The following is a 19,237-nucleotide window of genomic DNA, read 5'->3' on the forward strand; positions in this document are numbered from 1 at the left end:
AGGGAGCAGCGCGATGGTGAGGACACGACCGCGAGTCCAGGTCCGGCGGATCTGCGACGATCCCGATCCCGACGACGGGATGCGCGTGCTGGTCGATCGCCTGTGGCCGCGCGGGATGAGCAAGGAGAATGCCCACCTCGACGAATGGTGCAAAACGATCGCGCCCTCCACCGAACTGCGCACCTGGTACGGCCATGACCCCGCCAAATTCGACGAATTCGGTCGCCGCTACCGGGAGGAACTGCACGATCCGGAACGCGCCGCCGACCTGGATCATCTTCGCGAACTCGCCGGGCGCGGCATGCTCACTCTGCTGTCGGCCACCAAGCGGATCGACATCAGCGAGGCAGCGGTGCTCGCCGATCTGGTCGAGAAGAAGTCGGCGCCCCATTGAGGCGGACCCGCATGGCCGGGCCGCACGATCTCACAGCGGATTCGCGGTGTGCCGCACGGTCCAGGCCGGGCCGCGGCTGTGCAGTGTGGTGGCGCTGAGCGGCGGAATGTCGATGCGCCAGAACGATTCCGGTGGCGCGGCGAGGGCGAGCAGGACGCTCGCGCGGACGACGGCGGGATGGGTGATCGCGACGATGCGGCGTCGGTCCGCGACCACCGTGCCGAGCCAGTCGCGTACCCGGTCGAGCAGGTCGATGAGCGCTTCACCGCCGTGGCCGCGGTAGGCGGGATTCGTCATCCAGGCCATGAGGTCGGCCGGGGCCAGGGTGTCCATCGGCCTGCCCGCCCAGTCGCCGCAGTCGAGGTCGCGCAGGGCGGGCTCGGTGGTTGCGCGCAGGGACAGCAGGGTGGCGGTCGCGGTCGCCCGCAGTTCCGGAGCCGCCACTACCCGGTCGGCCCGCGGCACCGCCGGGGAGGCGGTGCCGCGGTGCGGCTCGTCGAGCGGTTCGTCGACCGGGAAACGGGCCGACCGCATCGCCGCGGTCATGCCGTGGCTGATCAGCGTGAGCCGGGTGACGGTCGTGCTCATACCGCCGCTGCCGGCGCGGCCGCGGCGGAGTCGTCCGCGCGCCGGAACAGCCGCGGCGCCAGCGTCGCGAAACCCACACCGATGACCGACCACAGAATGACCTGTGCGGCAAGGGAATAGAAGCGGAAGTAGTACAGATCGTCGGCGGGGAAGCCCGGATAAACGATCCGGCCGCTCGAATCGGTCAGCGGCCGCGGCGTTTCGGTGGCCGCGTCGCCCAGGGCCCGGTTGGCGGCCAGATGCCCGAGTGAGGGCAGCAGCGCCGCGATCGCGGTCACCACCACGACGAAGGCCAGGCCCGCGGCGATGGTCGCCGTCCAATTGCCCAGGCGCGCTTGCAGCGTGCGGCCCAGCCATACGGCGCCCACCGCGCAGGCCGCGGCGATCGCCACCATCAGCAGGTACAGGCCGGTGCGTTGCCCGATCGTGTCGGGGTTGCCGATCGAGGGCGGATTGGCCGGATACTTGAAGAACGGCACGGCGTACAGCACGGCGAACATGCCGCCCGCCACGCACAGCGCGAGATTGCGCGGGCTCAACGAGCCGACGCGGCCCACGAACAGGCAGTACACGACCGCGAACAGCGCACCCATCGCGGCGCCGAACACGATCATGCCGAAGCCGACGCCGATACTCGCCTGCACCGACCGGGTGAACAGTTCGCCCGCTTCCATGCCGGCCATCGTGTGACCGGCGGCCTGTTCCAGTGTCGTATGCGCCTCGTCGCGTCCGCCCTCGTAGGCGATGGCGCGATCGATGATCGGTTCGGCGAGGATCCGGGCGAACACGAAGGCAAGCAGCCCGCCGATGGCGCCGACCAGTACGCCGCGGGCGATGATTCGTTTTTCCATTGTGGGGGCTCGATCCTGCGGTCAGTGGCAGGGGTAGCCGAGGAAATGCCGTGCGTCGTGGACGAATTCGTGCACGTGCATATCGTCGCCGAAGATCGAGACCGCGCCCTGATCGAAACCGATGAAATAGAGGGCGAGCAGCGCCAGGACGGTGGTGCCGCCCAGCCACAGGGCCGTCGTGGGAATGGAGAGTCGCATCGACTCCAGGCCGGACCGGGGAACGTAGGACGTCGCCATGTGACTCTCCTCCGGGGATTGCGCGTCCCCGCTCGATGGTGGTTACCACGCGATCCGAGTGTCTGACTCGCTTTCCGCCCGGCGGAAGGCTCACAGTGGCGCGACCGTCCCGGATTTTCGCCGGGTTCCTCGAATCGTCGCTCGCACAACCATACGAAATCGCGGTCCGGCCGGTCAATCGGGCGGTTGCGAGATCGGGTCGTGACCGAAATGTCAGCGTCGTCATCGCTGTAAGAGGAGGATTCCAGGGTAGTAACCGAAAAATAGCCATCGATCGAAGGGTGGGCTCTCATGAGCGGATTGCCGCGGTATGCGGCGATGCTGGCGACGGCCGGCGCTCTGCCCGCCGACAGCGCGGCGTGGGCGTACGAGGTGAAATTCGACGGTATCCGCGCCATCGGTTACGTGGATCGGGACCTGCGGCTGATCTCGCGCAACGGCAACGACGTGACCGCTGCCTGGCCGGAACTCGCCGACCTCGCCCCGGCGGCGCCGCCGATCGTCGTCGACGGTGAAATCGTCGCCTTCGCCGCGGACGGGCGTACCTCCTTCGCCGCACTGCAACCGCGCATGCACCAGCGCAATCCGGCCATGATCCGCGCACTGACCCGCTCGGTTCCCGCCACCTACCTCATCTTCGATCTGCTGCACATCGGCGACCGGCCGCTGATCGATCTGCCCTACGAGCAACGCCGCCGATTGCTGGAACAACTCGGCCTGCGCGGCCCGAACTGGCGCATCCCACCCCGGCTGACCGGCACCGGTGCCGACGTCCTCGCCGAATCGGCGCGGCTGGGACTCGAGGGCATCGTGTGCAAGCGGCTGGACAGCCCGTATCTGCCCGGCCGGCGCAGTCCGCTGTGGACGAAGGTCAAGAACGTCAACGATCAGGAGATCGTCATCGTCGGGTGGCGGCCCGGCGCGGGCCGGCGCGCGGGACGCATCGGCTCACTGCTCATGGGCGTGCACGACGAGGCCGGGGAATTGGTCTACATCGGCAATGTGGGCACCGGCTTCACCCAGGCCATGCTCGATGATCTCCAAGCCAAGCTGCGGCCGCTGCGGCGGCAGACCCCCACGGTCACGGCGCCGGTGAAGGACGCGATCTGGGTGGAACCGGAACTGGTGGGCGAGGTGTCGTTCACAGAGCGGACCGGGGACGGGCGCTTGCGTCACCCGTCCTGGCGCGGGTTGCGGCCGGACAAGACGCCGGACGAGGTCAACGCTCCCGGGTAGCACGACGCCGACGACGATCCGGCGTGGTTCGATCTCTCGTCGTCCGGATTACATGGGCATCATCGGGAACATCATGTTCCACATGTTGCGCAGCATCCCCATCATCTGCATGCACATCGTCGCTCACCTCCTGCCCTGCCCGCGGTGTGAAACCCCCACAGATCTCACGCGGTGGGGAAACGCGTGGTTCAGCATGCGGCAGGGGCGACCGGGGACACTCACAGGTCCGCGCCCCAGCGGTCGACCGGGTCGCTGCCACCGACACCGGAGGCGAACTCCCGCACCCGCAGACGCCCACCGGCGTCGGACGCCAACGGCGGTGTGGCACCGCCGGATCCGTGACTCATACCGGTCAGGACCTCGCGCAGGGCGGAGACGGCGTCGACGCGTGGTGCCCAGCCGAGATCGCGCCTGGCGCGGGTGGTGTCCATGATCGGCAGGCGCATCATCGCGTCGAACAGTTCGGGCGGGGCGGGGACCAGGCGCAGGCGCCAGCCGACGGCCAACGCGGCGCGCACGGCCCCGGGCGGTACGGAAACCGTCGGCGCATCGAACAATGCGCCGAGTTTCGCGCGATCGATCACCGGGTCGGCGGCCAGGTTGAACGCGCCGTGCACGCTCGGGTCGACGACGGCGAGACTGTAGGCGCTGCCGATGTCGTCGGCGTGCACCGCCTGCAGCCGCAGACCCGCCGGCACGGGCAGCACCGGGATCAGGGGAGGGCGCAGCACACTGCCGGGCACCAGCGGGCCCGCGAACAGGCGGCGCTGCTGGCTGGCGGAGGCCTCCTGGAAGGTGAAGGCGGGGCGCATCCGCACCACCCGCCGGTCCGGATGTTCGTTCTCGAACAGGTCGAGCAATCGCTCGACATAGGCCTTCTCACGCATGTACCCGGCCGGCGGCCAGCCTTCCGTGGACCAGTCCTCGCCGACCGGATCATCATGGTGCACAGGGGAATACGCGCCGACCGACGACGCGTACACCAGCGACGGAACGCCGGCCTGCGCGACCGCGCGCAAGACCCGTTCGGTTCCCTGGACGTTCGCACGCCAGGTTTCGAGCGGGCGATGCGTCGGCTGAAACACCCACGCGAGATGAACCACCACATCGGCGCCGCGGAATTCGGTGAGCAGATCGTCGCAGCGCATATCGGCGCGCGCCCACCGCACTCCCTCGGCCGGCTGCCGCGGCAGCCGCCGGGCCAGTCCGACGATCGCGTCGATCTCCGGGCGCCGGGCCAGTGCGGACACGACCGCGGTGCCGACGTTCCCGGTGGCTCCGACCACGACCACGCGCATGTCCGTCACCTCCCCGCCGGCGAAGGCGACTGTGCGGCTTGGAGTGCGCGCGCCCGCGCGGTGAAGTCGATGCGGAAGTTGTCGAAGGTGATCGGCAGCGCCGCCCCGGGGGTGGGCCGCGGGTGCGAGCGCAGCTCCAGATCCAGTTCGTCGATCAGATGCGCCAGCACGCTCGTGGTGAGAAACAGGACCAGATCGCGACCGGGACACCGGGCCGGCCCGGCGCTGAACGGCACCAGCTGCGGGTACCGCTCGGCGCGTCCGTCGAGCCAGATATCGGGTTCGAAGGTGTGCGCGAACGGCAGGGTGTCGGGGTCGCGGTGGAAGGCCGGTACCGGGATGAGCAGGGCCGCGCCCGCCGCCATGGTGAACCGGTCGTCGCCGCGGCCCCATGCGGTGTCCTCGGTGGTGTCGCGCAATATTGCCGGGGTGGTGGGCCACAGCCGCAGCGACTCCAGAATGCAGGCACGCAGATACGGCCGCGGCATGGCGCGCTCGGGCTCCTGCGCGTCCAGCCGTGCGCGGGCGAGCTGCTCGGGATGCGTGGACAGTACGGCGAGGGCGCGGATGGTCGCCGTACCGGCGGCGTCGAAGGCGAACAGCCAATGCGGGATCTGGCCGACCGGATCGACCGTGCCCGCGGCCGGCAGTTGCGTCAATGCGCCTGCGAGACTGTCGGTTTCGGCCGACTGCACGTAATCGTAGAGTTGCTCGTAGAAGCGCTCGCGCAGCCGTCGATGCGGCCGCGCGAAGTAGGACCAGTTGCCCGCCGCGCGCAGCCGCCACAGCCGATCCGTGATCGAGTCGTCCTCGCGGGCGCGGCGGCCCAGCACGATCCGGCGCACGAGTCGCCACCAATCGGTGGTGAAGTGCGCCGCGTCCAGCCCGCCGCGCTGCATCGCGGTGCGGATCTGCTCGCGGGCGGCATCGGCGACCACCCCGGCGAACGGATCGGCCAGATGGTGCAGCGGCCGGTCGGTGTCGAGCGCCTGTTCGTTCAGGCGGCGGCGCTGTTCGCGGGCCGCGCCCTCGGAGATGAGCACCCCGTGCGGCTGGAAGGTACGCAGTGCGGCGATCTTCTCCCGATTGGCGGGATGGAACGGAGTCGGCGCGCCGTCGAGTATCCGCGAGACGTCGGCGGGATCCAGCGGCACCAGCACCCGCCGCCCCGGCAGCGCCAGTTCGACCGGCCCGCTGCCGAATTCGCGGCGCAGCCGGTGCATCCGGCGGACCGCGCGGTCGTCGGCGCCGAGGCGTTCCAGCACCGCCATCATGCCGCGGCGCCGGGCGATCACCCCGGCGGCGACCGGTGTCAGGCCCAGATCGGCCAGTGCCGCCGCGGCGCGCGCTCCGGTCAGCCGGTGGGCGGCTCGGCCGGGGGCCGGTGTGGGGTCGGCAGGGTCGGCTGGGCTGCGCGAATCGGTGTCGCCGTGCGGGTCGGGTTCGCGGTGCACATCGGCCTCCTTCGGTCCTCAGCGACCGCCTACCCGGGAGGGATCGGGCGAAACGAGCGCCTGGGCACCGATCGAATATTCGCGGAGGGGCCGGGTAGTGCCGGGGTGACGAGTGCACGACGAACGGGCCGGAGGTGACGATGGCACGCGAGGTCAATCCCCGCTGGAGTGACCCGCCGAGTTTCCGGCGGGCCGTGCGGTACGTGGTCGGTGTGCTGGTGGTGGCGGCGATCGTCGCCGGGGTGGCGCTGGGCTGGGCGGCCTCGCGGGAGCAGTGCGCCGACGCCGATCACGTGGCCTGCGATACCGCGTCGCGGCTGGCCGTCGGTCTGGTGCCCGGAATCGTGTTGCTACTGGGCGGCATCGGCGCGTTCGTCATCACCGTGCGGCAGTGGCGTGGCGGGCGGCCGTGGCCGGTATGGCAGGGCGCGGGCTGGTTCCTGTTCGCGGTGATGGTGGTGTATCTGGCGATGGCGATGGCCGCCGGCTGAACCGCGCCGCTCGTTTGGAGTCGCCGGCAGCGGGTAGGTCGTGCACGCAAGCAGTCGCCTAGGTGATGACTGTCAGCGAGGAAGGAGACCATCGTGGCCAAGACCTCCACGACCACCGATCCGATCGCGACGGTGCTGGAGCCGGAACAGCAACGGATCGCCGGTGACGCACTGCGCGCCACCGTCGTCGATCTGATCGATCTGAGCCTGATCGGCAAGCAGGCGCACTGGAATGTGATCGGCCCCCGGTTCCGCACCGTCCATCTGGCATTGGACGAACTGGTCGAGACCGCGCGCGGCTTCACCGACGCGGCGGCCGAACGGGCCACCGCCATCGGTGTCAGCCCGGACGGGCGCGCCCGCACGGTCGCGGAGAGTTCCAGCGCCGAATCGTTCCCCTCGGGGTGGCAGCAGGACGGTGACGTGATCGCGGCGATCGTCGCCTCCCTGGCCGCGGTCGTGCGCCGGCTGCGTGAGCGGATCGATGCCTCCGAGAAGGCCGATCCGGTCACTCAGGATCTGCTCATCGATATCGCCGGCCGGTTGGAGCAACTGCATTGGATGTGGCAGGCCCAGGCCGCCTGACGCGCGCCCCGCGCCGATATCTGGTTCCGGCGGCGGCCGTTCCGGCCGTCGCCGGTTGCTCCGCGCCGGGGTTGCGACTGGAAGCGCCCGGTGGGCGCTGGTCAGCGCCACGGATCGGCAGGCCGTGGCCTCGGGGAGGGTCGACAGCGGCGTAACGGTCCACGATCAGCGGCCCGAGATGATCTGTCCCGCTTTGGCTTTCAGCGCATCGGGGACGACCCGGCCAACCAGGCCCAGCACCTTCGTGGGCAGCGAGGCGGCGACGACCTTCTGCTCGCCCGCCAGCAGCGCGTCGACCCCCTGGCGGGCGACCTCGGCCGGATCGTCCTTGGGGCCGCGGCCGATGCGGGTGTCCAGCATCTTCGCGCGCCGGAAGAAATCGGTGTCGTGCCCTCGGCGGCGATGACCACCTCGTAACCGCGTTCGGCGAATTGTCTGGCGAGCTCGAACCCGATACCGCTGGACGCGCCGGTCACCAGGGCCAGGGGAGGTGTGTCGGTCATACCTCCCGCCTACCCGGACAGTGCGAACACATACCTGCGCGTGGTCGACGCGCCACCGACGTAGGTTTCGCCCGATTTCCCCGTACCGGCGTGGTTGCCCCCGCCGGTGCGGGGTAGGGCTGCAGTGAGAAGCCGACGACGATCAGGGGCGCGCTCGCCCCGGACAGGACGCCCGACATGTCTGCAATGGATCCGGACCCGGCCAAGACTCCGGACCTGGAACCCGGTGGTGGTGTAGCCCCCGGTTCCACTCCGCCCGATACCGCACAGACCTCGGGTCTCTCGGCGCCCGAGCCGAGCACCCGGCATCACTTCCCGGCCAGCGGGGCGTTGCTGATCGTCATCGTGGCGGCGATCGTGGTGGTGTTCGTCGTCGTCGCGATCGCGCTGATCGTCTCCATGGCCTGACAAGATGGCCTGACAAGCTCGCGGCCCGACGGTTCTCGCCCCGGCGTTCGGCCGTAACCGAAACTATATCCGGCTCAATCGAATTCGCGGTTTCGCTGCGCTCGTGCGCGGGTACTCGTGCTGGTATCGCGTGGGCGCGCGCCGGTGGGAGGTCGCGAGATGTCGGTCGAGCAGAGGGAATACGACGACGACCCGGTGATCGAGAACCCGCGGCCCGATGGCTCGGAAGCCGATGACCGGCCCGGCCGGGAGCGGATCGTGGGGCTCTCACAGGGCGGATCATGCGGGGCGGCCGGATGTCGTGAGCGCGGCTATCGACCGTATGCGACGCATCGCCCGACACATGCGGCGCCACCCGGTTCCGGTGGGATGACATCCCGAAAAATCTTCTGGCACAACATCATCGGAGAAATCGGCCGGCACCGGCCGTGAAGCCGGTACCGGCCGCGCGGCAGTCGGCCGGTCGTGCTGGAACTACCGCCCCGTCCGGAGAGACGATTCGTCGTAGGCCTCGCACCGGCGCACTCCGTTGTGCGGGACCGAAATTGCGGGTATCCGTCGCCGTTGACGGATAGGGCGCTACGTCGAATCGTTCTCGGTACGGGAGAGATACCCCGCCTGCTCGACCGTAACCGGCGCGGAATCGCCGATTCGCGAATCGGATGCGATCAGTCGACTTCGCCGGTCCGGTCGTGTTCGGCGCCCTCCGGCGTCGTGGTTCGCGGGGGTGTCAGCTGCGGGTCGTCGTCGGCGGGTGGTTCGGGATCCCGCCACTCCTCGGCGCGGCTGGAGCGGTTGCCACGCAGGGTCCCCTGGAGGTCGTGACGTAATTGATCATCTTCGCGCGCACCGTGTTTGGTGTTTCCTCGGTCCATCGTCCTCTCCTTTCGCGGATCAGCGGTGCCGGAGCAGAGCGGCGACACCGTCGGTCGGAGCCGGATCCCGATCGATGGTCACGATGTCGGCCCCCGCGGCGAGCGCGGCCAGCGGCAGCGCCTCGTCGGCGCGGCGTACGACGCCGGAGCCCGAGGGCAGATTCGACGCCTGCACCGCGGTCGGATCCTGCCCCACGTGCACGGCCCGGTCGCCGATGACGGCGGGGTCGATCAGCAGGGTCTCGACATTGCGTTCGGTGAGCGCCGCGGCGACACCGGGCAGGCCCTGCACGGCGAGTTCGTGCGCGCGGCGTTGCTCGAATCCGTCGAGCACGTCGCGAACTCGGGTCCGCTCCCGGTCCCGCAGCAGTTGGCCGACCCGCCGGTCGAGGTCGGCCCGGTCGTCGCTCGGCTGCCGGGTGAAGCCGTCGATCTGCGCGACTCGGCGGTGATGCGAGGCCAGCGCGCCGACCAGCGCGGTGCGCGCGCTGATCTCACCGGCCACCACGATCAGGCCCGCGCCCGCCTCGTCGGCCAGGCGCACCACCTCCTCCGCGGTGGCATCGATGGTCCGGCGCACCGTCTCCTCGACCCGGCTCTGCATCGAGCGATGCGACCATCCGCCCCCGTGCGCCTTGTGCACCGGATGCCGTGCGCCCTCGGTCCGGTGATCGGTGCGGTGACCGTCGCCGTCGACCGTGTACAGGTCGGCGCCGCGATCGTCGACCACCGCGACCACGTGGGCCAGGGCCGGTGAACGCAACTGCAGCAACGGCAGCAGATAAGGCATCGACGAGAGCCGGACCGTGGTGCGGGCGGGCGGTTCCGGCAGGGCCTCGGTGAGCAGGACGCCGTCGGCATCGGCGATGACGGCCTGTCCCGCATGCCCCGGCGGCGGATCGGACAGCCCTCGCTCGACAGCGTCGAGGACGGCGCTGTCCGCGCCGTCCCCGTCCAGGGCCTCCCGCACGGCACGGCTGCGCAGTCGTCGCTGGTGCCCGGCGTCCTCGGTATCGCTGACGGTCTCGATGTAGACCGAGGCGAAAGGTCCCGGATGCTCGGTCAACTCGCGTAGTCCTGAGATGGTCACATGCGGCGGCTACCCGCACCCGGCAAGTGAAACCTCGATCCGCACCGGAATGCGTTTGCCGTTCCGGCCGCCGGGCATCACCGAGCCATGGACTGTGCCGGGCGGGTGAGCCGATGGATGCCGCCGATGTGACGTTCGGGGTCGAGGAGGAATTCCTGCTGGTCGATCCGGTCTCCGGCGCGCCGGTCCCGAAGAATTGTGAGGTCGCGCGGTCGGCCGGCGATGCCGGTATCGATCTGCAGCTGGAACTGACCAGCTGTCAGGTGGAGACCAGCAGCTCCGTGCACACGCACGTGGACGACCTGCTGCGGGAGCTGCGGCAGTTGCGCGGCGCCGTGGTCCGTGCCGCGGCCGACAACTCCGCCCGGCTGCTCGCCACCGGGGTGCCGCCGACGGTGCCCGACGCCTATCCGGTCACCGACACGCCGCGCTACCGCCGCATCGAGGAGCAATTCGGGATGCTCGCGCACGAACAGGGGCTGTGCGGCTGCCATGTCCACGTCTCGGTGGACGATCCGGAGACCGCGGTGCAGATCAGCAATCATCTGCGGCCGTGGTTGCCGGTATTCCTTTCGCTCACAGCCAATTCCGCGGTCTACCGCGGAATCGACACCGGCTACGCGAGCTGGCGCAACGTGTTGTGGCGGCGCTGGCCGAGTGCCGGCCCGCCGCCGTATTTCGACTCCCGCGCCGACTACGACGCCGCGGTCGAGCTGATGCTGACCTGCGGCAGCATCCTCGACACCGGGATGGTCTATTGGGATATCCGCCGCTCGGTGCATTTCCCGACGCTGGAGATCCGGATCAGCGACGTCCCCGTCACGGCCGAGGAATCGGCATTGCTGGCCAGTCTGGTGCGCGCCGCCGCGGTGGTCGGCCGTGCGGAGGTACGTCGTGGTCGACGGGCGCCCGCGGTGCCGGCCGCCACCCTGCGCGCCGCCTACTGGAAGGCCGCGCGCGAAGGACTCGACGGCGACGGAATCGATCCGCTGGTCGGGCGGGTGGAACCGGCGCGCATCCGGCTGGCCCGGCTCGTCGAGCACGTCACCCCGGCCTTGCGAGAACTCGAGGAGGAGCAGTTCGTGACCGAGACGATCGCCGCGGTGACGGCCCGCGGCAACGGCGCCCGGCGGCAGGCGGCGGCATTGCACCGGCGCGGAGCGATCGCCGACGTGGTGGACGAACTGGCCGAGGCGACCGCGGCGGGCTGTTCGCTGTAGGGGAGGGGCGCATGCGCATCGCGATCACGGGCGCGAGCGGCAATGTCGGCACGGCGCTGTTGCGGGCGCTGCCCGATGCCGAGGTGGTCGCCGTCGCCCGGCGGCCGCCGCCCACCGACCGGGCACCGTACGCGCGGGCACGATGGGTCGCCTGCGATATCGGGCACCCCGCGGCCCGTCCCACGCTGGCGGCGGCCTTCGACGGGGTGGACGCGGTGGTGCACCTGGCCTGGGCCGTGCATCCGCGACGTACCGATCCGCCGCTGGAACGCACGAACCGGATCGGCACCGACCACGTGCTGGGCGCGGTGGCCGACTGCGGCGTCGCGCATCTGACGGTCGCGTCGTCGGTGGCCGCCTATTCTCCCGCGCCACGCTGGACCCGCGTCGATGAGCAGCAGTCCCGCGACGGCGTACCCGGTGGTGCCTACAGTCTGGGCAAGGCCGAACTGGAACGGCGGCTCGACGCCTTCGCCGGCGAACACCCGGCGGTGGGCCTCGCTCGGATCCGGCCGTGCGGCATCGCCCAATCCGATGCGGCCGCCGAACTCGGCGACTGGCTACTCGGGCCCTGGCTGCCGCGTTCGCCGGTCGGCCGCGTGTGGCTGCCGGTACCGCTGTGGCCGCGGCTTCGCCTGCAACTCGTGCACGCCGAGGATGTGGCCGCGGCGATCCGGGCCATTCTGGTGCGCCGGGCCACCGGCGCGTTCGACCTGGCCGCCGAACCGGTACTCACCGCGCCCGCGCTGACCGAGATCTTCGGCGGATTCCGGGTTCCCGTCCCGCGCCCTGCGCTGGCCGCCGCGGCCTTGGCGGGCTGGCGACTCGGACTGCTGCCGTTGCACCCGGCCTGGCTCGAGCTGGCCGATCGGGCATGTCTGGTGCGGGCGGAGCGAGCGCGGCGTGAACTCGATTGGCGGCCCGCCCATTCCGCGGTCGACGTGGCGACGGAGCTGGCCGCCGGACTGCGCGCACGAACGTCCGGCGGCAGCGCCGTGCTGCACCCGGAGCCGATACGCCTTCGGCCGGGACGCCCGACGCACCAGGATCAGCGGCCGGAGCACCGCAGGCGATGAACGCCGACGACCGATGCCCGCGGCCGATACCGAGCACTAGGGTTTGCGGGTCTCGACGTAGTGTGCGGCCACCAGATCGCAGAGCCGGGTCAGCGATTGTTTGTTGCGGGGCTTGAGGGCCATGGTCTGCACCACGCCGGGGATGAGCCGGCCCGGTCCGCGGATGATCTCCTCGCTCATGCTCACCTCGGTGGTGTCGGCGTCGATGGGCGTCATCGCCAGCCGGATCCACGCCACCCCCACCGGCCACAACTCCGCCTCCAGTTCGATGCTGTTCGGCGGATCCACGGCCACCACCCGGGTGGCCTGCTGAGCCATCAGCGGCCAGGCGCCGACGCTGTGATGGATCCGGGAGCCGATCCGCGGCCAGTCCTGGTCCACGTCGCGCATGTGGGTGGACCCCACCACCCAGTGGCCGTAGGACCAGCCGTCGGACAGTACGGCGAACACCTGTTCGGCCGAGCCGGGAACTCCCATCGTGACCTCGCCCATCAGCACACCGCCAAGGCGTCGCGAATCATGTCCAGATGGTGCTGGACCACGGGCGCGGCGTTCTGTGCCAGCGCCGTGACCTGCGGGCTGCTGCCCTGCGCGGTCTCGGTGGCGCCCGCCTGCAGTGTCTGGACGTGGAATCCCTCCTGCATGTGCAGCCAGGCCAGGTCGTAATCGCGGCCGGTCTTCATCGCCGTCTCACGCATCTGCTGCGTCTGGTCGGCGGACGGCATCAACGGCAGGGCCACGCCGTTCGGGAGCGCGACCGCGGCGCCCATCGCCTCGAGCCGGGTGTGGTCGGTGACCAGAACGGGGCCGAGGTCGCGCACCTGCTGACAGGTGCCCATGGCCGCCGCGCCCGCGCCGGACAGCATCTCGGTCAGATTCCCCTGGTGGACGGCGACGAGAAAATCGCTGTCCTGCGCCGACAGTGCGGCCGGTTGAGCCGCTCCGACGCCGGTCGCGCCGAGCCCGAGGCCGACCGCGGCGGCGGTAACGACCAGCAGACGATGCGGTGATCTCATGATGTGCTCCTGTTCGCTGGGTGTTTGCAGCCCGAATGCCCAGCGCGGCGCGTCGTACACGTGCCGCCGGCGCTCACAGCCCCACGGTTTCGCGGCGCGGGATTTCCGCGATGCGATCGGCCATCCGCGCTGCCGCAGCCGCAGCAGGTCCACCAGCCCGGCGCCCTGCGCGCCGTCCATCGTGACGGTGAGGCCGAAGGGCAGTCGCGGCCCGGCGGTAAGGGGGGTTGCGAATCTCGCCGAAGGAAAGCAGCGTCGCGGCGTTGCCGACGAAGGTGATCGACAGGTCCACGAGCTGGCTCCGTCCGGTCAGCGGTCGGTGTCGTAGAGCGCGGAGTGCAAGCGGGACAACAACTTTCGCCGCGGCCAGCCGGTCGGACGGGAGTCGGCCAGCGCGGCGCGGGCGGCGTTGGCGCCGCAGGTGCCGTGCACACCGCCGCCCGGATGTGCCGAGGACGAGCCGAGATACAGTCCCGGCACCACGGTTTCGGGCCGCCCGAGTCCCGGGACCGGCCGGAACACCAACTGCTGGTGCAGCTGGGAGGTGCCGCCGTTGACCGCGCCGCCGACGAGATTGCCGTCGGCGCTGTGCAAATCGCTGGGCCGCTGCACGATCCGCGCGTGAATCCGGCTGCCGAAGCCGGGCGCGTGGGCTTCGAGGACCGCATCGACCCGTTCGGCCAGCAGGTCGGCCGAGGCGTCGTCGGTGACCCCGCGCGGCAGATGGGTGTATGCCCACGCCGATTCGGTGCCGGGCGCCGACCGGCTGGGATCGGCCGTGGTCATCTGACCGAACAGCATGAACGGCGTGTGCGGTACCACGCCGGTGCCGATATCGGTGGTCCACCGCGCCAGCCCCGCCCGGTCGGCGCCCAGATGCACCGTGCCCGCCTCCCGCAGCTGCTTCGACCGCCACGGAATCGGTTCGGAGAGTGCGTAATTCACCTTGACGGTCGGAGCGTCCCAGGTGAATCGTTCCAGATCGGCGCGCAACCGCCGCGGCAGATCCGCGTCGGCGAGCAGCCGGGTGTAGAGGGTCGGCGCGTCGATATCGGCGATGACCGCCTTACGGGCCCGCACGAGCTGACCCGCGGCCGTGATCACACCGTCGGCGCGCCCGTTGCGAATGACGACGCGTTCCACCGGCTGCCCGCAGTGCACCCGGGCCCCCGCCGATTCGGCGCGGTGCACCAGGGCTTCGCTCAATGCCCCGGCCCCGCCCACCGGAACCGGGAATCCGCCCTCCTGGGCCAGCATGCTCAGCAGATAGCCATAGACGCCGCTGCCGGGCGCGTCCACCGGGACATCGGCATGCATCGCGTTGCCCATGATCAGCAATTTGGCGGCTTCGTCGTGGAACAGTTCGTCGACCATCCGCCCGACCGGCAGGATCAGGAACCGCAGATACCGGAACAGCTCGGCGGATCCGAGATCGCGCCACAGCCCGGCCGCCCCGCGCACGGGCGGGAACGGGCCGAGGAACGACCCGAGCAGATGTTCGCGTACCTGCCGCCACTGCTCGACCAGCCGCATCCAGGTGCGGCCGTCGCGACTGTCGCGCCGGGCCAGCGCCTCGGCCGTGATCTCGGCATCCGGATGTACGACGGCGGCGTCCGTGTCCTCGGGACTGCAAGGGTGGCCGTACACGATGGGCGCTCGGCTCCACCGCAATCCGTGATCTTCCAGACCGAGGCCGCGCAGCGCCGGCGAGGCGCCGGCCATCGGATAGAACGCGCTGAACAGATCCATCCGATAGCCGGGCACCAGCTCGGCGCTGCGCACGGCGCCCCCGGCGGTGTCCTGAGCTTCCAGCACCACCACATCCCAGCCGTGATCGGCGAGCAGCGCGGCGCTCACCAGGCCGTTGTGCCCGCCGCCGATGATCACGGCGTCGACGGGCTCGGCATCGAGCGGCGCCGAACCACCGGGAGTGGGCGAGGACGCGGGCATGCGCTACGGCCGGGGCCGGTCGACGTCGCCGCGCCAGGCACCGGATTCCCGTGGGCGCGATTCGATGAAGTCGCGGAAACGCTCGAGGTCACCCTTGACGCGACGATCGAGTATGCCGAGCTTGTCGGCGACGTTCTCCACGAACCCGTCGGGATCGATATCCATCTGCGCGGTCACGCGCGTGGTGTCCTCGTCGAGTCGATGGAAAGTGATCACTCCGGCATGCCGGGGACCGGCCTCCGAGGTCCACGACACCCGCTCGTCGGGGTGCTGCTCGGTGATCTTCGCGTCGAATTCGCGCGTCGCGCCGGCCACGTGCACCGTCCAGTGGGTGTGCGTGTCGTCGCGCTGCTCGACCCGCTCGACGCCCTGCATGAACTGCGGGAACGATTCGAACTGGGTCCACTGGTTGTAGGCGGTGGTCACCGGTACGTGCACATCGACCGATTCGGTGACTGTTGTCATGCTGCGACCTCCCCATGGTCTCGGTGGGCAACGCTGACGCCATACCCGCGCCGCGCGCTCGTACACGGATCACTCGGTCCCGGCGTCGAGTGAGTACATCGAGCGGACCACCGCGAGCAGCGCGGCCTGCTGGGCGTGGCCGGGGATGTGCCGCTCCGACAGCTCCCGCACGGCGGCCGCGGTGTCGGCATGCGCCGTGCGCAGTTCGTCGAGGTAGGCGTCCAATCGCGCCGGATGGGCATGGGCGGCATCGAGGCAGGCGACGGCGTCGGCCAGAACCTCGACCAGGTGGGCGAGCCGGGGTGCGAACACCTCGCCGAATTCGTCGTATTCGGCGCCGGTAGCCACTGCCTCGGTCAATCGCTTGACCTGTTCGGACACCTCGCTCAGCGTCCGGAACGGGGATTCGGAGACCGCGGGATGCCAGTCGCGGCGACGACGGACCAGCCAGCGCGGATTCCAGCGCAGGCTCTCGCGGCCCTGTCCGAGCGCGTCGTCGGCGCGCCGCACGGTCGCATCGAGCAGCCGCGCCTGATGCTGCCAGTGCGCTGCGGTCGGGGGATCGACGTGCTCGGTCAGGCCCGCGGCGATCGAGGCGAGCAGTTCGCGCAGTTCGCCGGCGAGGGCGTCGACGGCCTCGCGGGTGCGGCGCAGATGCATGGGCGGCAGCACGATCATGTTCACCGCGACTCCGATGGCCGACCCCAGCAGGATTTCGGCCATCCAATACGCCAGATAGGTCAGATTCTGCGCGGTGCCGTAACAGACCATCAGCAGTGCGGTCACCCCGGTCCAGATACCGCTGGTGCCGAACCGATGCCATTGCCCCACAATCATTCCCACGAATACCGCGACGCCGAGCGTCAGCACCGGCTGCGGGAAGACGAGTGTGGTGAGGTAGGCGACCGCCAGCCCGGCCAGCAGTGCGCACGTCTGCTGCGCGGCGCCGGTGAGTGAGCGGTACACCGTGGTCGTCATCAGGAAGACCGCCGCGTAGGGCGCCATGAACGACTGCGGCGCCGGTATCGCAGCCCGGGCGATGGTCCAGGCCGCGACGGCGGCCGCGGCCATTTTCGCGGCCTGGATCAGTGCCTCACGTTCGCGCCCGGAACGAGTGCAGGCGCGCCCCGGCCACGTCGTGGTCAGCCGTCGCGCCGCTCGTGCGCGATATCCGACAGGCGGAATGAACAGTCCCTTCGTCGCGGGTGGGCCGGCATCTACTCGCCGAGCTACCCGCGACGTTTCCGGCGAAACGCGGCGCCGGCCGCGGTCACCAGGCCAGAACCGGTTTGACGACACGTCCCGCGTGGTGGTCGGCCAGGGCGGCGCCGATCTCGGTGTACGGGTAGGACCGGACCAGCCGGTCGAGTGGCAGCCGGCCGGCCGTGTAGAGCTCGAGCAGCTGCGGGATGAATCGCCGCGGCACCGCGTCGCCCTCCAGGCAGCCGTGAATGGTCTTGCCGCCCAGCACGATATCGCGCATGTCGAGCTGCGGGACGCCGATGCCGAGGCCGACCACCGCCACCGCGCCGCCGGTGGCCAGCCCCGTTACCGCCGCCGCGAGCACGTCGGGACGACCGGTGGTGTCGAGGGCGTGGGTGGCGCCGCCGCCGGTGAGTTTGTCTATGGTCGCGGCGGTCTCGTCGCCCGGGGCCAGGGCGGCGGCCGCGCCGAGTTCGAGGGCGAGCGCACGGCGATCGGCGGACGGTTCGACCACCAGCACCGTGGTGCCGGGACGTGTCCGTGCGGCCAGCAGCCCGGCCATGCCGACCGCACCCGCGCCGTAGATCACGATCTGCGAATCCGGTTCGGGGGCGAGCACATTCAGTACCGCGCCCGCGCCGGTCTGGAAGCCGCAGCCCAGCGCGGCGGCGACGACGAGATCGGTGTCGCCGGGGACGACGACCGTATTGTCCGCGGTGCTGAGCGCGTATCCGGCGAAACTCGACTGCCCGAAGAAGCCGTCGCGCACGCGCGTGCCATCGACGGTGATGCGGGGCGAGCGATCGGCACGGCCGCCGAACTGGTTCAACGCGGTGGAATGAGCGCAGTAGGGCAGGCGGCCGAGCCGGCAGTTGCGGCAGGTGCCGCAGTGCCGGAACGTCAGCACGACCCGGTCGCCGGGCCGCACGCCCGCCACCTCGGCGCCGACCGCGGCCACCACACCCGCGCCCTCGTGGCCGAGCAGGATCGGGCGGTCGGCGGCGCCGGCGGCGCGGGAGACCAGATCGGTGTGACAGATTCCCGACGCCTCGATCCGGACCAGGATCTCATCGGCACGCGGTTCGTCGATCGTGACGGATTCCAGGCTGAAGGCGGCCCGTGGATCGCGCGACAGCGCGGCAGTGGTCACCGGCACGGCTCAGACCCGCTCGAGCAGGAAGTAGAAGTATTCGCCGCCGGCCAGCACCAGTTCGGGGCGTCCGTTCATGATGCCCATCAGCGTGTTGTCGTCGAGGCGTTTGAAGTGGTCGAACACCGCGCGGCCGTCGTAGACCATGGTCGCGGTGACCTCGCCGCGGAATTCGATATTCCACAGCGTGGCCTCGCCGCCGCCCAGTTCGACATCGGAGTACAGCGCGCCGTCCTCGGCGCGGCAGATCAGCGGTTTCGCATCCATCGTCGAATGGAAGGTCTTGCCGTACCAGCCGCTCTTGTCCAGTGCGCGGCACAGCGGGTGGCCGGTTCGGAAGGCGGCGCCCTTCCATTCGCCGAGGATGTCCTCGGCGCGCACGACCGCGAGTTCGGCCCACAGCCGGTCCAGCTCGTCGGTAGATACTCCGCTCGATTGCGCCGCCAGCTCGCGCCAGCGCTCGGTTGTCCCGGTCATCGCATCCTCCACAGTTTCCCGAACCAGCTGGTTCGGGAAACTACACCCGAACCGACTGGTTCGGCAAGATAGGATCCGCGGCATGCGCGCAGCAGGCCATGCCACCAGGGAGCGAATCCTCGCCGCGGCCAAGGCGGAGTTCGCCCGCTACGGCATCGCCGGGGCCCGGATCAACCGGATCGCGGAGGCGGCCAATGCCAGCAAGGACCGCCTGTACGCCTACTTCACCGGCAAGGACGACCTCTACGCGGCGGTGACCGAGCAGTGGGCGACCGAGACCACCGCCGAGACCGCGCTGGACGCGGACGATCTGCCGTCCTATGTCGGCAGGCTCTTCGATCACTATCTGCACCACCCCGACAACGCCCGGCTGCAGGCGTGGGCGGAGATCGAGCGCACCCATATCCCGGACGCCGACGAGGCGATCCGGCGCGCGGTCGCACCCAAGATCGCCGAGATTCGCCGCGGTCAGCGCGCCGGGCTGATCACCGCCACCTTTCAACCGCTGACCCTGCTGACATTGCTGACCGATCTCGCCCGCACCTCCGCGGTCCACGCCCTGCACGACGACGACGCCGAGGACCGGCGCGCCGCCACCGTCCTCGCGGCCCGGCGGTTGATCGCGCCCTGAGCGCGGCGCTGGTTTGCCCGAAGCGGGTGCGGGTAGCGC

General features: G+C 70.4%; 24 protein-coding genes, 1 pseudogene and 1 riboswitch. Of the genes and pseudogenes, 8 read left to right on the forward strand and 17 right to left on the reverse strand.

The genetic code is table 11. From position 1 onward, the window contains the following. The first annotated feature begins 13 nt into the window (after nt 1-13). Complete coding sequence (locus AC5592_RS13060; protein WP_063064322.1) at nt 14-394, forward strand: DUF488 domain-containing protein; 381 nt, start codon at nt 14-16, stop codon at nt 392-394. A gap of 30 nt (nt 395-424) precedes the next feature. On the opposite strand, the gene AC5592_RS13065 is transcribed toward AC5592_RS13060, so the two are convergent. The 3 genes from AC5592_RS13065 to AC5592_RS13075 are packed head-to-tail and all read right to left on the reverse strand — an operon-like array spanning nt 425 to nt 2,070. After that, nucleotides 425-982 (reverse strand): histidine phosphatase family protein, encoded by a 558-nt coding sequence (locus AC5592_RS13065; protein ID WP_063064323.1) that lies wholly within the window; start codon nt 980-982, stop codon nt 425-427. Then, nucleotides 979-1,833 carry a CbtA family protein gene (locus AC5592_RS13070; RefSeq protein WP_063064324.1) on the reverse strand — a complete coding sequence of 285 codons (855 nt, stop codon included), beginning with the start codon at nt 1,831-1,833 and terminating at the stop codon, nt 979-981. Before AC5592_RS13070 ends, AC5592_RS13065 begins: the two co-directional genes overlap by 4 nt. A 21-nt stretch (nt 1,834-1,854) precedes the next feature. Then, entirely contained in the window at nt 1,855-2,070 is a 216-nt protein-coding gene (locus tag AC5592_RS13075) for a CbtB domain-containing protein (protein ID WP_063064325.1), read from the reverse strand. Between the two features lie 36 nt (nt 2,071-2,106). Next, nucleotides 2,107-2,247: riboswitch (cobalamin riboswitch) on the reverse strand. A gap of 114 nt (nt 2,248-2,361) precedes the next feature. Here AC5592_RS13075 and ligD point away from each other — a divergent pair. After that, nucleotides 2,362-3,306: a non-homologous end-joining DNA ligase gene (gene ligD, locus AC5592_RS13080; protein ID WP_036510851.1), complete on the forward strand. Its 945-nt coding sequence runs from the start codon at nt 2,362-2,364 to the stop codon at nt 3,304-3,306. A 218-nt stretch (nt 3,307-3,524) separates the two neighbouring features. Here the strand turns inward: ligD and AC5592_RS13085 are convergent, their stop codons facing one another. Together AC5592_RS13085 and AC5592_RS13090 are read right to left on the reverse strand one after the other, a co-directional pair. Then, entirely contained in the window at nt 3,525-4,604 is a 1,080-nt protein-coding gene (locus tag AC5592_RS13085) for an NAD-dependent epimerase/dehydratase family protein (protein ID WP_036510960.1), read from the reverse strand. Nucleotides 4,605-4,609: 5 nt separating this feature from the next. Next, the gene (locus tag AC5592_RS13090) at nt 4,610-5,962 is read right to left on the reverse strand and encodes a cytochrome P450 (protein WP_063064393.1); all 1,353 of its coding nucleotides are present in this window, start codon (nt 5,960-5,962) and stop codon (nt 4,610-4,612) included. Nucleotides 5,963-6,198: 236 nt separating this feature from the next. Between AC5592_RS13090 and AC5592_RS13095 the strand changes: the two genes are divergently transcribed. Then, complete coding sequence (locus tag AC5592_RS13095) at nt 6,199-6,549, forward strand: hypothetical protein (protein WP_036510966.1); 351 nt, start codon at nt 6,199-6,201, stop codon at nt 6,547-6,549. 93 nt (nt 6,550-6,642) lie between these two features. Then, entirely contained in the window at nt 6,643-7,134 is a 492-nt protein-coding gene (locus tag AC5592_RS13100; RefSeq protein WP_036510855.1) for a Dps family protein, read from the forward strand. A gap of 165 nt (nt 7,135-7,299) precedes the next feature. Here the strand turns inward: AC5592_RS13100 and AC5592_RS13105 are convergent, their stop codons facing one another. Together AC5592_RS13105 and AC5592_RS13110 are read right to left on the reverse strand one after the other, a co-directional pair. Then, nucleotides 7,300-7,494 (reverse strand): hypothetical protein, encoded by a 195-nt coding sequence (locus tag AC5592_RS13105; protein ID WP_063064326.1) that lies wholly within the window; start codon nt 7,492-7,494, stop codon nt 7,300-7,302. 65 nt (nt 7,495-7,559) lie between these two features. Continuing rightward, a pseudogene (locus tag AC5592_RS13110) lies at nt 7,560-7,637 on the reverse strand (hypothetical protein); the annotation flags it as partial. A gap of 177 nt (nt 7,638-7,814) precedes the next feature. On the opposite strand from AC5592_RS13110, the gene AC5592_RS13115 reads away from it, so the two are divergent. Continuing rightward, the gene (locus AC5592_RS13115; RefSeq protein ID WP_036510863.1) at nt 7,815-8,045 is read left to right on the forward strand and encodes a DUF6480 family protein; all 231 of its coding nucleotides are present in this window, start codon (nt 7,815-7,817) and stop codon (nt 8,043-8,045) included. Nucleotides 8,046-8,713: 668 nt separating this feature from the next. Here the strand turns inward: AC5592_RS13115 and AC5592_RS13120 are convergent. Together AC5592_RS13120 and AC5592_RS13125 are read right to left on the reverse strand one after the other, a co-directional pair. Beyond that, a complete protein-coding gene (locus AC5592_RS13120) occupies nt 8,714-8,920 on the reverse strand; it encodes a hypothetical protein (protein ID WP_063064394.1) in 207 nt (68 codons plus the stop codon). Between the two features lie 19 nt (nt 8,921-8,939). Continuing rightward, a complete protein-coding gene (locus AC5592_RS13125; protein ID WP_063064328.1) occupies nt 8,940-10,010 on the reverse strand; it encodes an Rv2629 family ribosome hibernation factor in 1,071 nt (356 codons plus the stop codon). 113 nt (nt 10,011-10,123) lie between these two features. Here AC5592_RS13125 and AC5592_RS13130 point away from each other — a divergent pair, with 113 nt between their 5' ends. Together AC5592_RS13130 and AC5592_RS13135 are read left to right on the forward strand one after the other, a co-directional pair. After that, nucleotides 10,124-11,230, forward strand: a complete 1,107-nt coding sequence (locus tag AC5592_RS13130) for a glutamate--cysteine ligase 2 (protein ID WP_036510879.1) — start codon at nt 10,124-10,126, stop codon at nt 11,228-11,230. Nucleotides 11,231-11,241: 11 nt separating this feature from the next. Then, nucleotides 11,242-12,306 (forward strand): NAD-dependent epimerase/dehydratase family protein, encoded by a 1,065-nt coding sequence (locus tag AC5592_RS13135; RefSeq protein WP_063064329.1) that lies wholly within the window; start codon nt 11,242-11,244, stop codon nt 12,304-12,306. Nucleotides 12,307-12,342: 36 nt separating this feature from the next. Here the strand turns inward: AC5592_RS13135 and AC5592_RS13140 are convergent, their stop codons facing one another. From AC5592_RS13140 to AC5592_RS13175, 8 genes are all read right to left on the reverse strand, one after another. Beyond that, nucleotides 12,343-12,798 carry an SRPBCC family protein gene (locus tag AC5592_RS13140; RefSeq protein ID WP_036510969.1) on the reverse strand — a complete coding sequence of 152 codons (456 nt, stop codon included), beginning with the start codon at nt 12,796-12,798 and terminating at the stop codon, nt 12,343-12,345. Further along, nucleotides 12,798-13,322, reverse strand: coding sequence for a DUF4142 domain-containing protein (locus AC5592_RS13145; protein WP_198163821.1), 525 nt, complete (start codon nt 13,320-13,322; stop codon nt 12,798-12,800). Before AC5592_RS13145 ends, AC5592_RS13140 begins: the two co-directional genes overlap by 1 nt. A gap of 73 nt (nt 13,323-13,395) precedes the next feature. Further along, nucleotides 13,396-13,614 (reverse strand): hypothetical protein, encoded by a 219-nt coding sequence (locus AC5592_RS13150; protein WP_198163822.1) that lies wholly within the window; start codon nt 13,612-13,614, stop codon nt 13,396-13,398. A gap of 17 nt (nt 13,615-13,631) precedes the next feature. Beyond that, complete coding sequence (locus AC5592_RS13155; protein ID WP_036510885.1) at nt 13,632-15,272, reverse strand: phytoene desaturase family protein; 1,641 nt, start codon at nt 15,270-15,272, stop codon at nt 13,632-13,634. A gap of 3 nt (nt 15,273-15,275) precedes the next feature. Beyond that, a complete protein-coding gene (locus AC5592_RS13160; protein WP_036510888.1) occupies nt 15,276-15,737 on the reverse strand; it encodes an SRPBCC family protein in 462 nt (153 codons plus the stop codon). 69 nt (nt 15,738-15,806) lie between these two features. Next, nucleotides 15,807-16,808, reverse strand: coding sequence for an FUSC family protein (locus tag AC5592_RS13165; RefSeq protein ID WP_157121811.1), 1,002 nt, complete (start codon nt 16,806-16,808; stop codon nt 15,807-15,809). A gap of 199 nt (nt 16,809-17,007) precedes the next feature. Then, entirely contained in the window at nt 17,008-18,096 is a 1,089-nt protein-coding gene (locus AC5592_RS13170) for an NAD(P)-dependent alcohol dehydrogenase (RefSeq protein WP_063064331.1), read from the reverse strand. Between the two features lie 3 nt (nt 18,097-18,099). Beyond that, nucleotides 18,100-18,567, reverse strand: coding sequence for a DUF4334 domain-containing protein (locus tag AC5592_RS13175; RefSeq protein WP_063064396.1), 468 nt, complete (start codon nt 18,565-18,567; stop codon nt 18,100-18,102). 82 nt (nt 18,568-18,649) lie between these two features. On the opposite strand from AC5592_RS13175, the gene AC5592_RS13180 reads away from it, so the two are divergent. Then, entirely contained in the window at nt 18,650-19,198 is a 549-nt protein-coding gene (locus AC5592_RS13180; RefSeq protein WP_036501193.1) for a TetR/AcrR family transcriptional regulator, read from the forward strand. The last annotated feature ends 39 nt before the right edge of the window (nt 19,199-19,237 follow it).

The sequence above is a fragment of the Nocardia violaceofusca NBRC 14427 genome, from assembly GCF_963869435.1.
GTDB lineage: Bacteria > Actinomycetota > Actinomycetes > Mycobacteriales > Mycobacteriaceae > Nocardia > Nocardia aobensis.

Bases quoted from the DNA above. Each gene is read 5' to 3' on its own strand.
- AC5592_RS13105 (WP_063064326.1), bottom strand. From the start codon at position 7,494: ATGCTGGACACCCGCATCGGCCGCGGCCCCAAGGACGATCCGGCCGAG.
- AC5592_RS13135 (WP_063064329.1), top strand. From the start codon at position 11,242: ATGCGCATCGCGATCACGGGCGCGAGCGGCAATGTCGGCACGGCGCTG.
- AC5592_RS13175 (WP_063064396.1), bottom strand. From the start codon at position 18,567: ATGACCGGGACAACCGAGCGCTGGCGCGAGCTGGCGGCGCAATCGAGC.
- AC5592_RS13145 (WP_198163821.1), bottom strand. From the start codon at position 13,322: ATGAGATCACCGCATCGTCTGCTGGTCGTTACCGCCGCCGCGGTCGGC.
- AC5592_RS13070 (WP_063064324.1), bottom strand. From the start codon at position 1,833: ATGGAAAAACGAATCATCGCCCGCGGCGTACTGGTCGGCGCCATCGGC.
- AC5592_RS13120 (WP_063064394.1), bottom strand. From the start codon at position 8,920: ATGGACCGAGGAAACACCAAACACGGTGCGCGCGAAGATGATCAATTA.
- AC5592_RS13065 (WP_063064323.1), bottom strand. From the start codon at position 982: ATGAGCACGACCGTCACCCGGCTCACGCTGATCAGCCACGGCATGACC.
- ligD (WP_036510851.1), top strand. From the start codon at position 2,362: ATGAGCGGATTGCCGCGGTATGCGGCGATGCTGGCGACGGCCGGCGCT.
- AC5592_RS13075 (WP_063064325.1), bottom strand. From the start codon at position 2,070: ATGGCGACGTCCTACGTTCCCCGGTCCGGCCTGGAGTCGATGCGACTC.
- AC5592_RS13140 (WP_036510969.1), bottom strand. From the start codon at position 12,798: ATGGGCGAGGTCACGATGGGAGTTCCCGGCTCGGCCGAACAGGTGTTC.
- AC5592_RS13130 (WP_036510879.1), top strand. From the start codon at position 10,124: ATGGATGCCGCCGATGTGACGTTCGGGGTCGAGGAGGAATTCCTGCTG.
- AC5592_RS13060 (WP_063064322.1), top strand. From the start codon at position 14: ATGGTGAGGACACGACCGCGAGTCCAGGTCCGGCGGATCTGCGACGAT.
- AC5592_RS13160 (WP_036510888.1), bottom strand. From the start codon at position 15,737: ATGACAACAGTCACCGAATCGGTCGATGTGCACGTACCGGTGACCACC.
- AC5592_RS13115 (WP_036510863.1), top strand. From the start codon at position 7,815: ATGTCTGCAATGGATCCGGACCCGGCCAAGACTCCGGACCTGGAACCC.
- AC5592_RS13165 (WP_157121811.1), bottom strand. From the start codon at position 16,808: ATGGCCGCGGCCGCCGTCGCGGCCTGGACCATCGCCCGGGCTGCGATA.
- AC5592_RS13085 (WP_036510960.1), bottom strand. From the start codon at position 4,604: ATGCGCGTGGTCGTGGTCGGAGCCACCGGGAACGTCGGCACCGCGGTC.
- AC5592_RS13155 (WP_036510885.1), bottom strand. From the start codon at position 15,272: ATGCCCGCGTCCTCGCCCACTCCCGGTGGTTCGGCGCCGCTCGATGCC.
- AC5592_RS13095 (WP_036510966.1), top strand. From the start codon at position 6,199: ATGGCACGCGAGGTCAATCCCCGCTGGAGTGACCCGCCGAGTTTCCGG.
- AC5592_RS13180 (WP_036501193.1), top strand. From the start codon at position 18,650: ATGCGCGCAGCAGGCCATGCCACCAGGGAGCGAATCCTCGCCGCGGCC.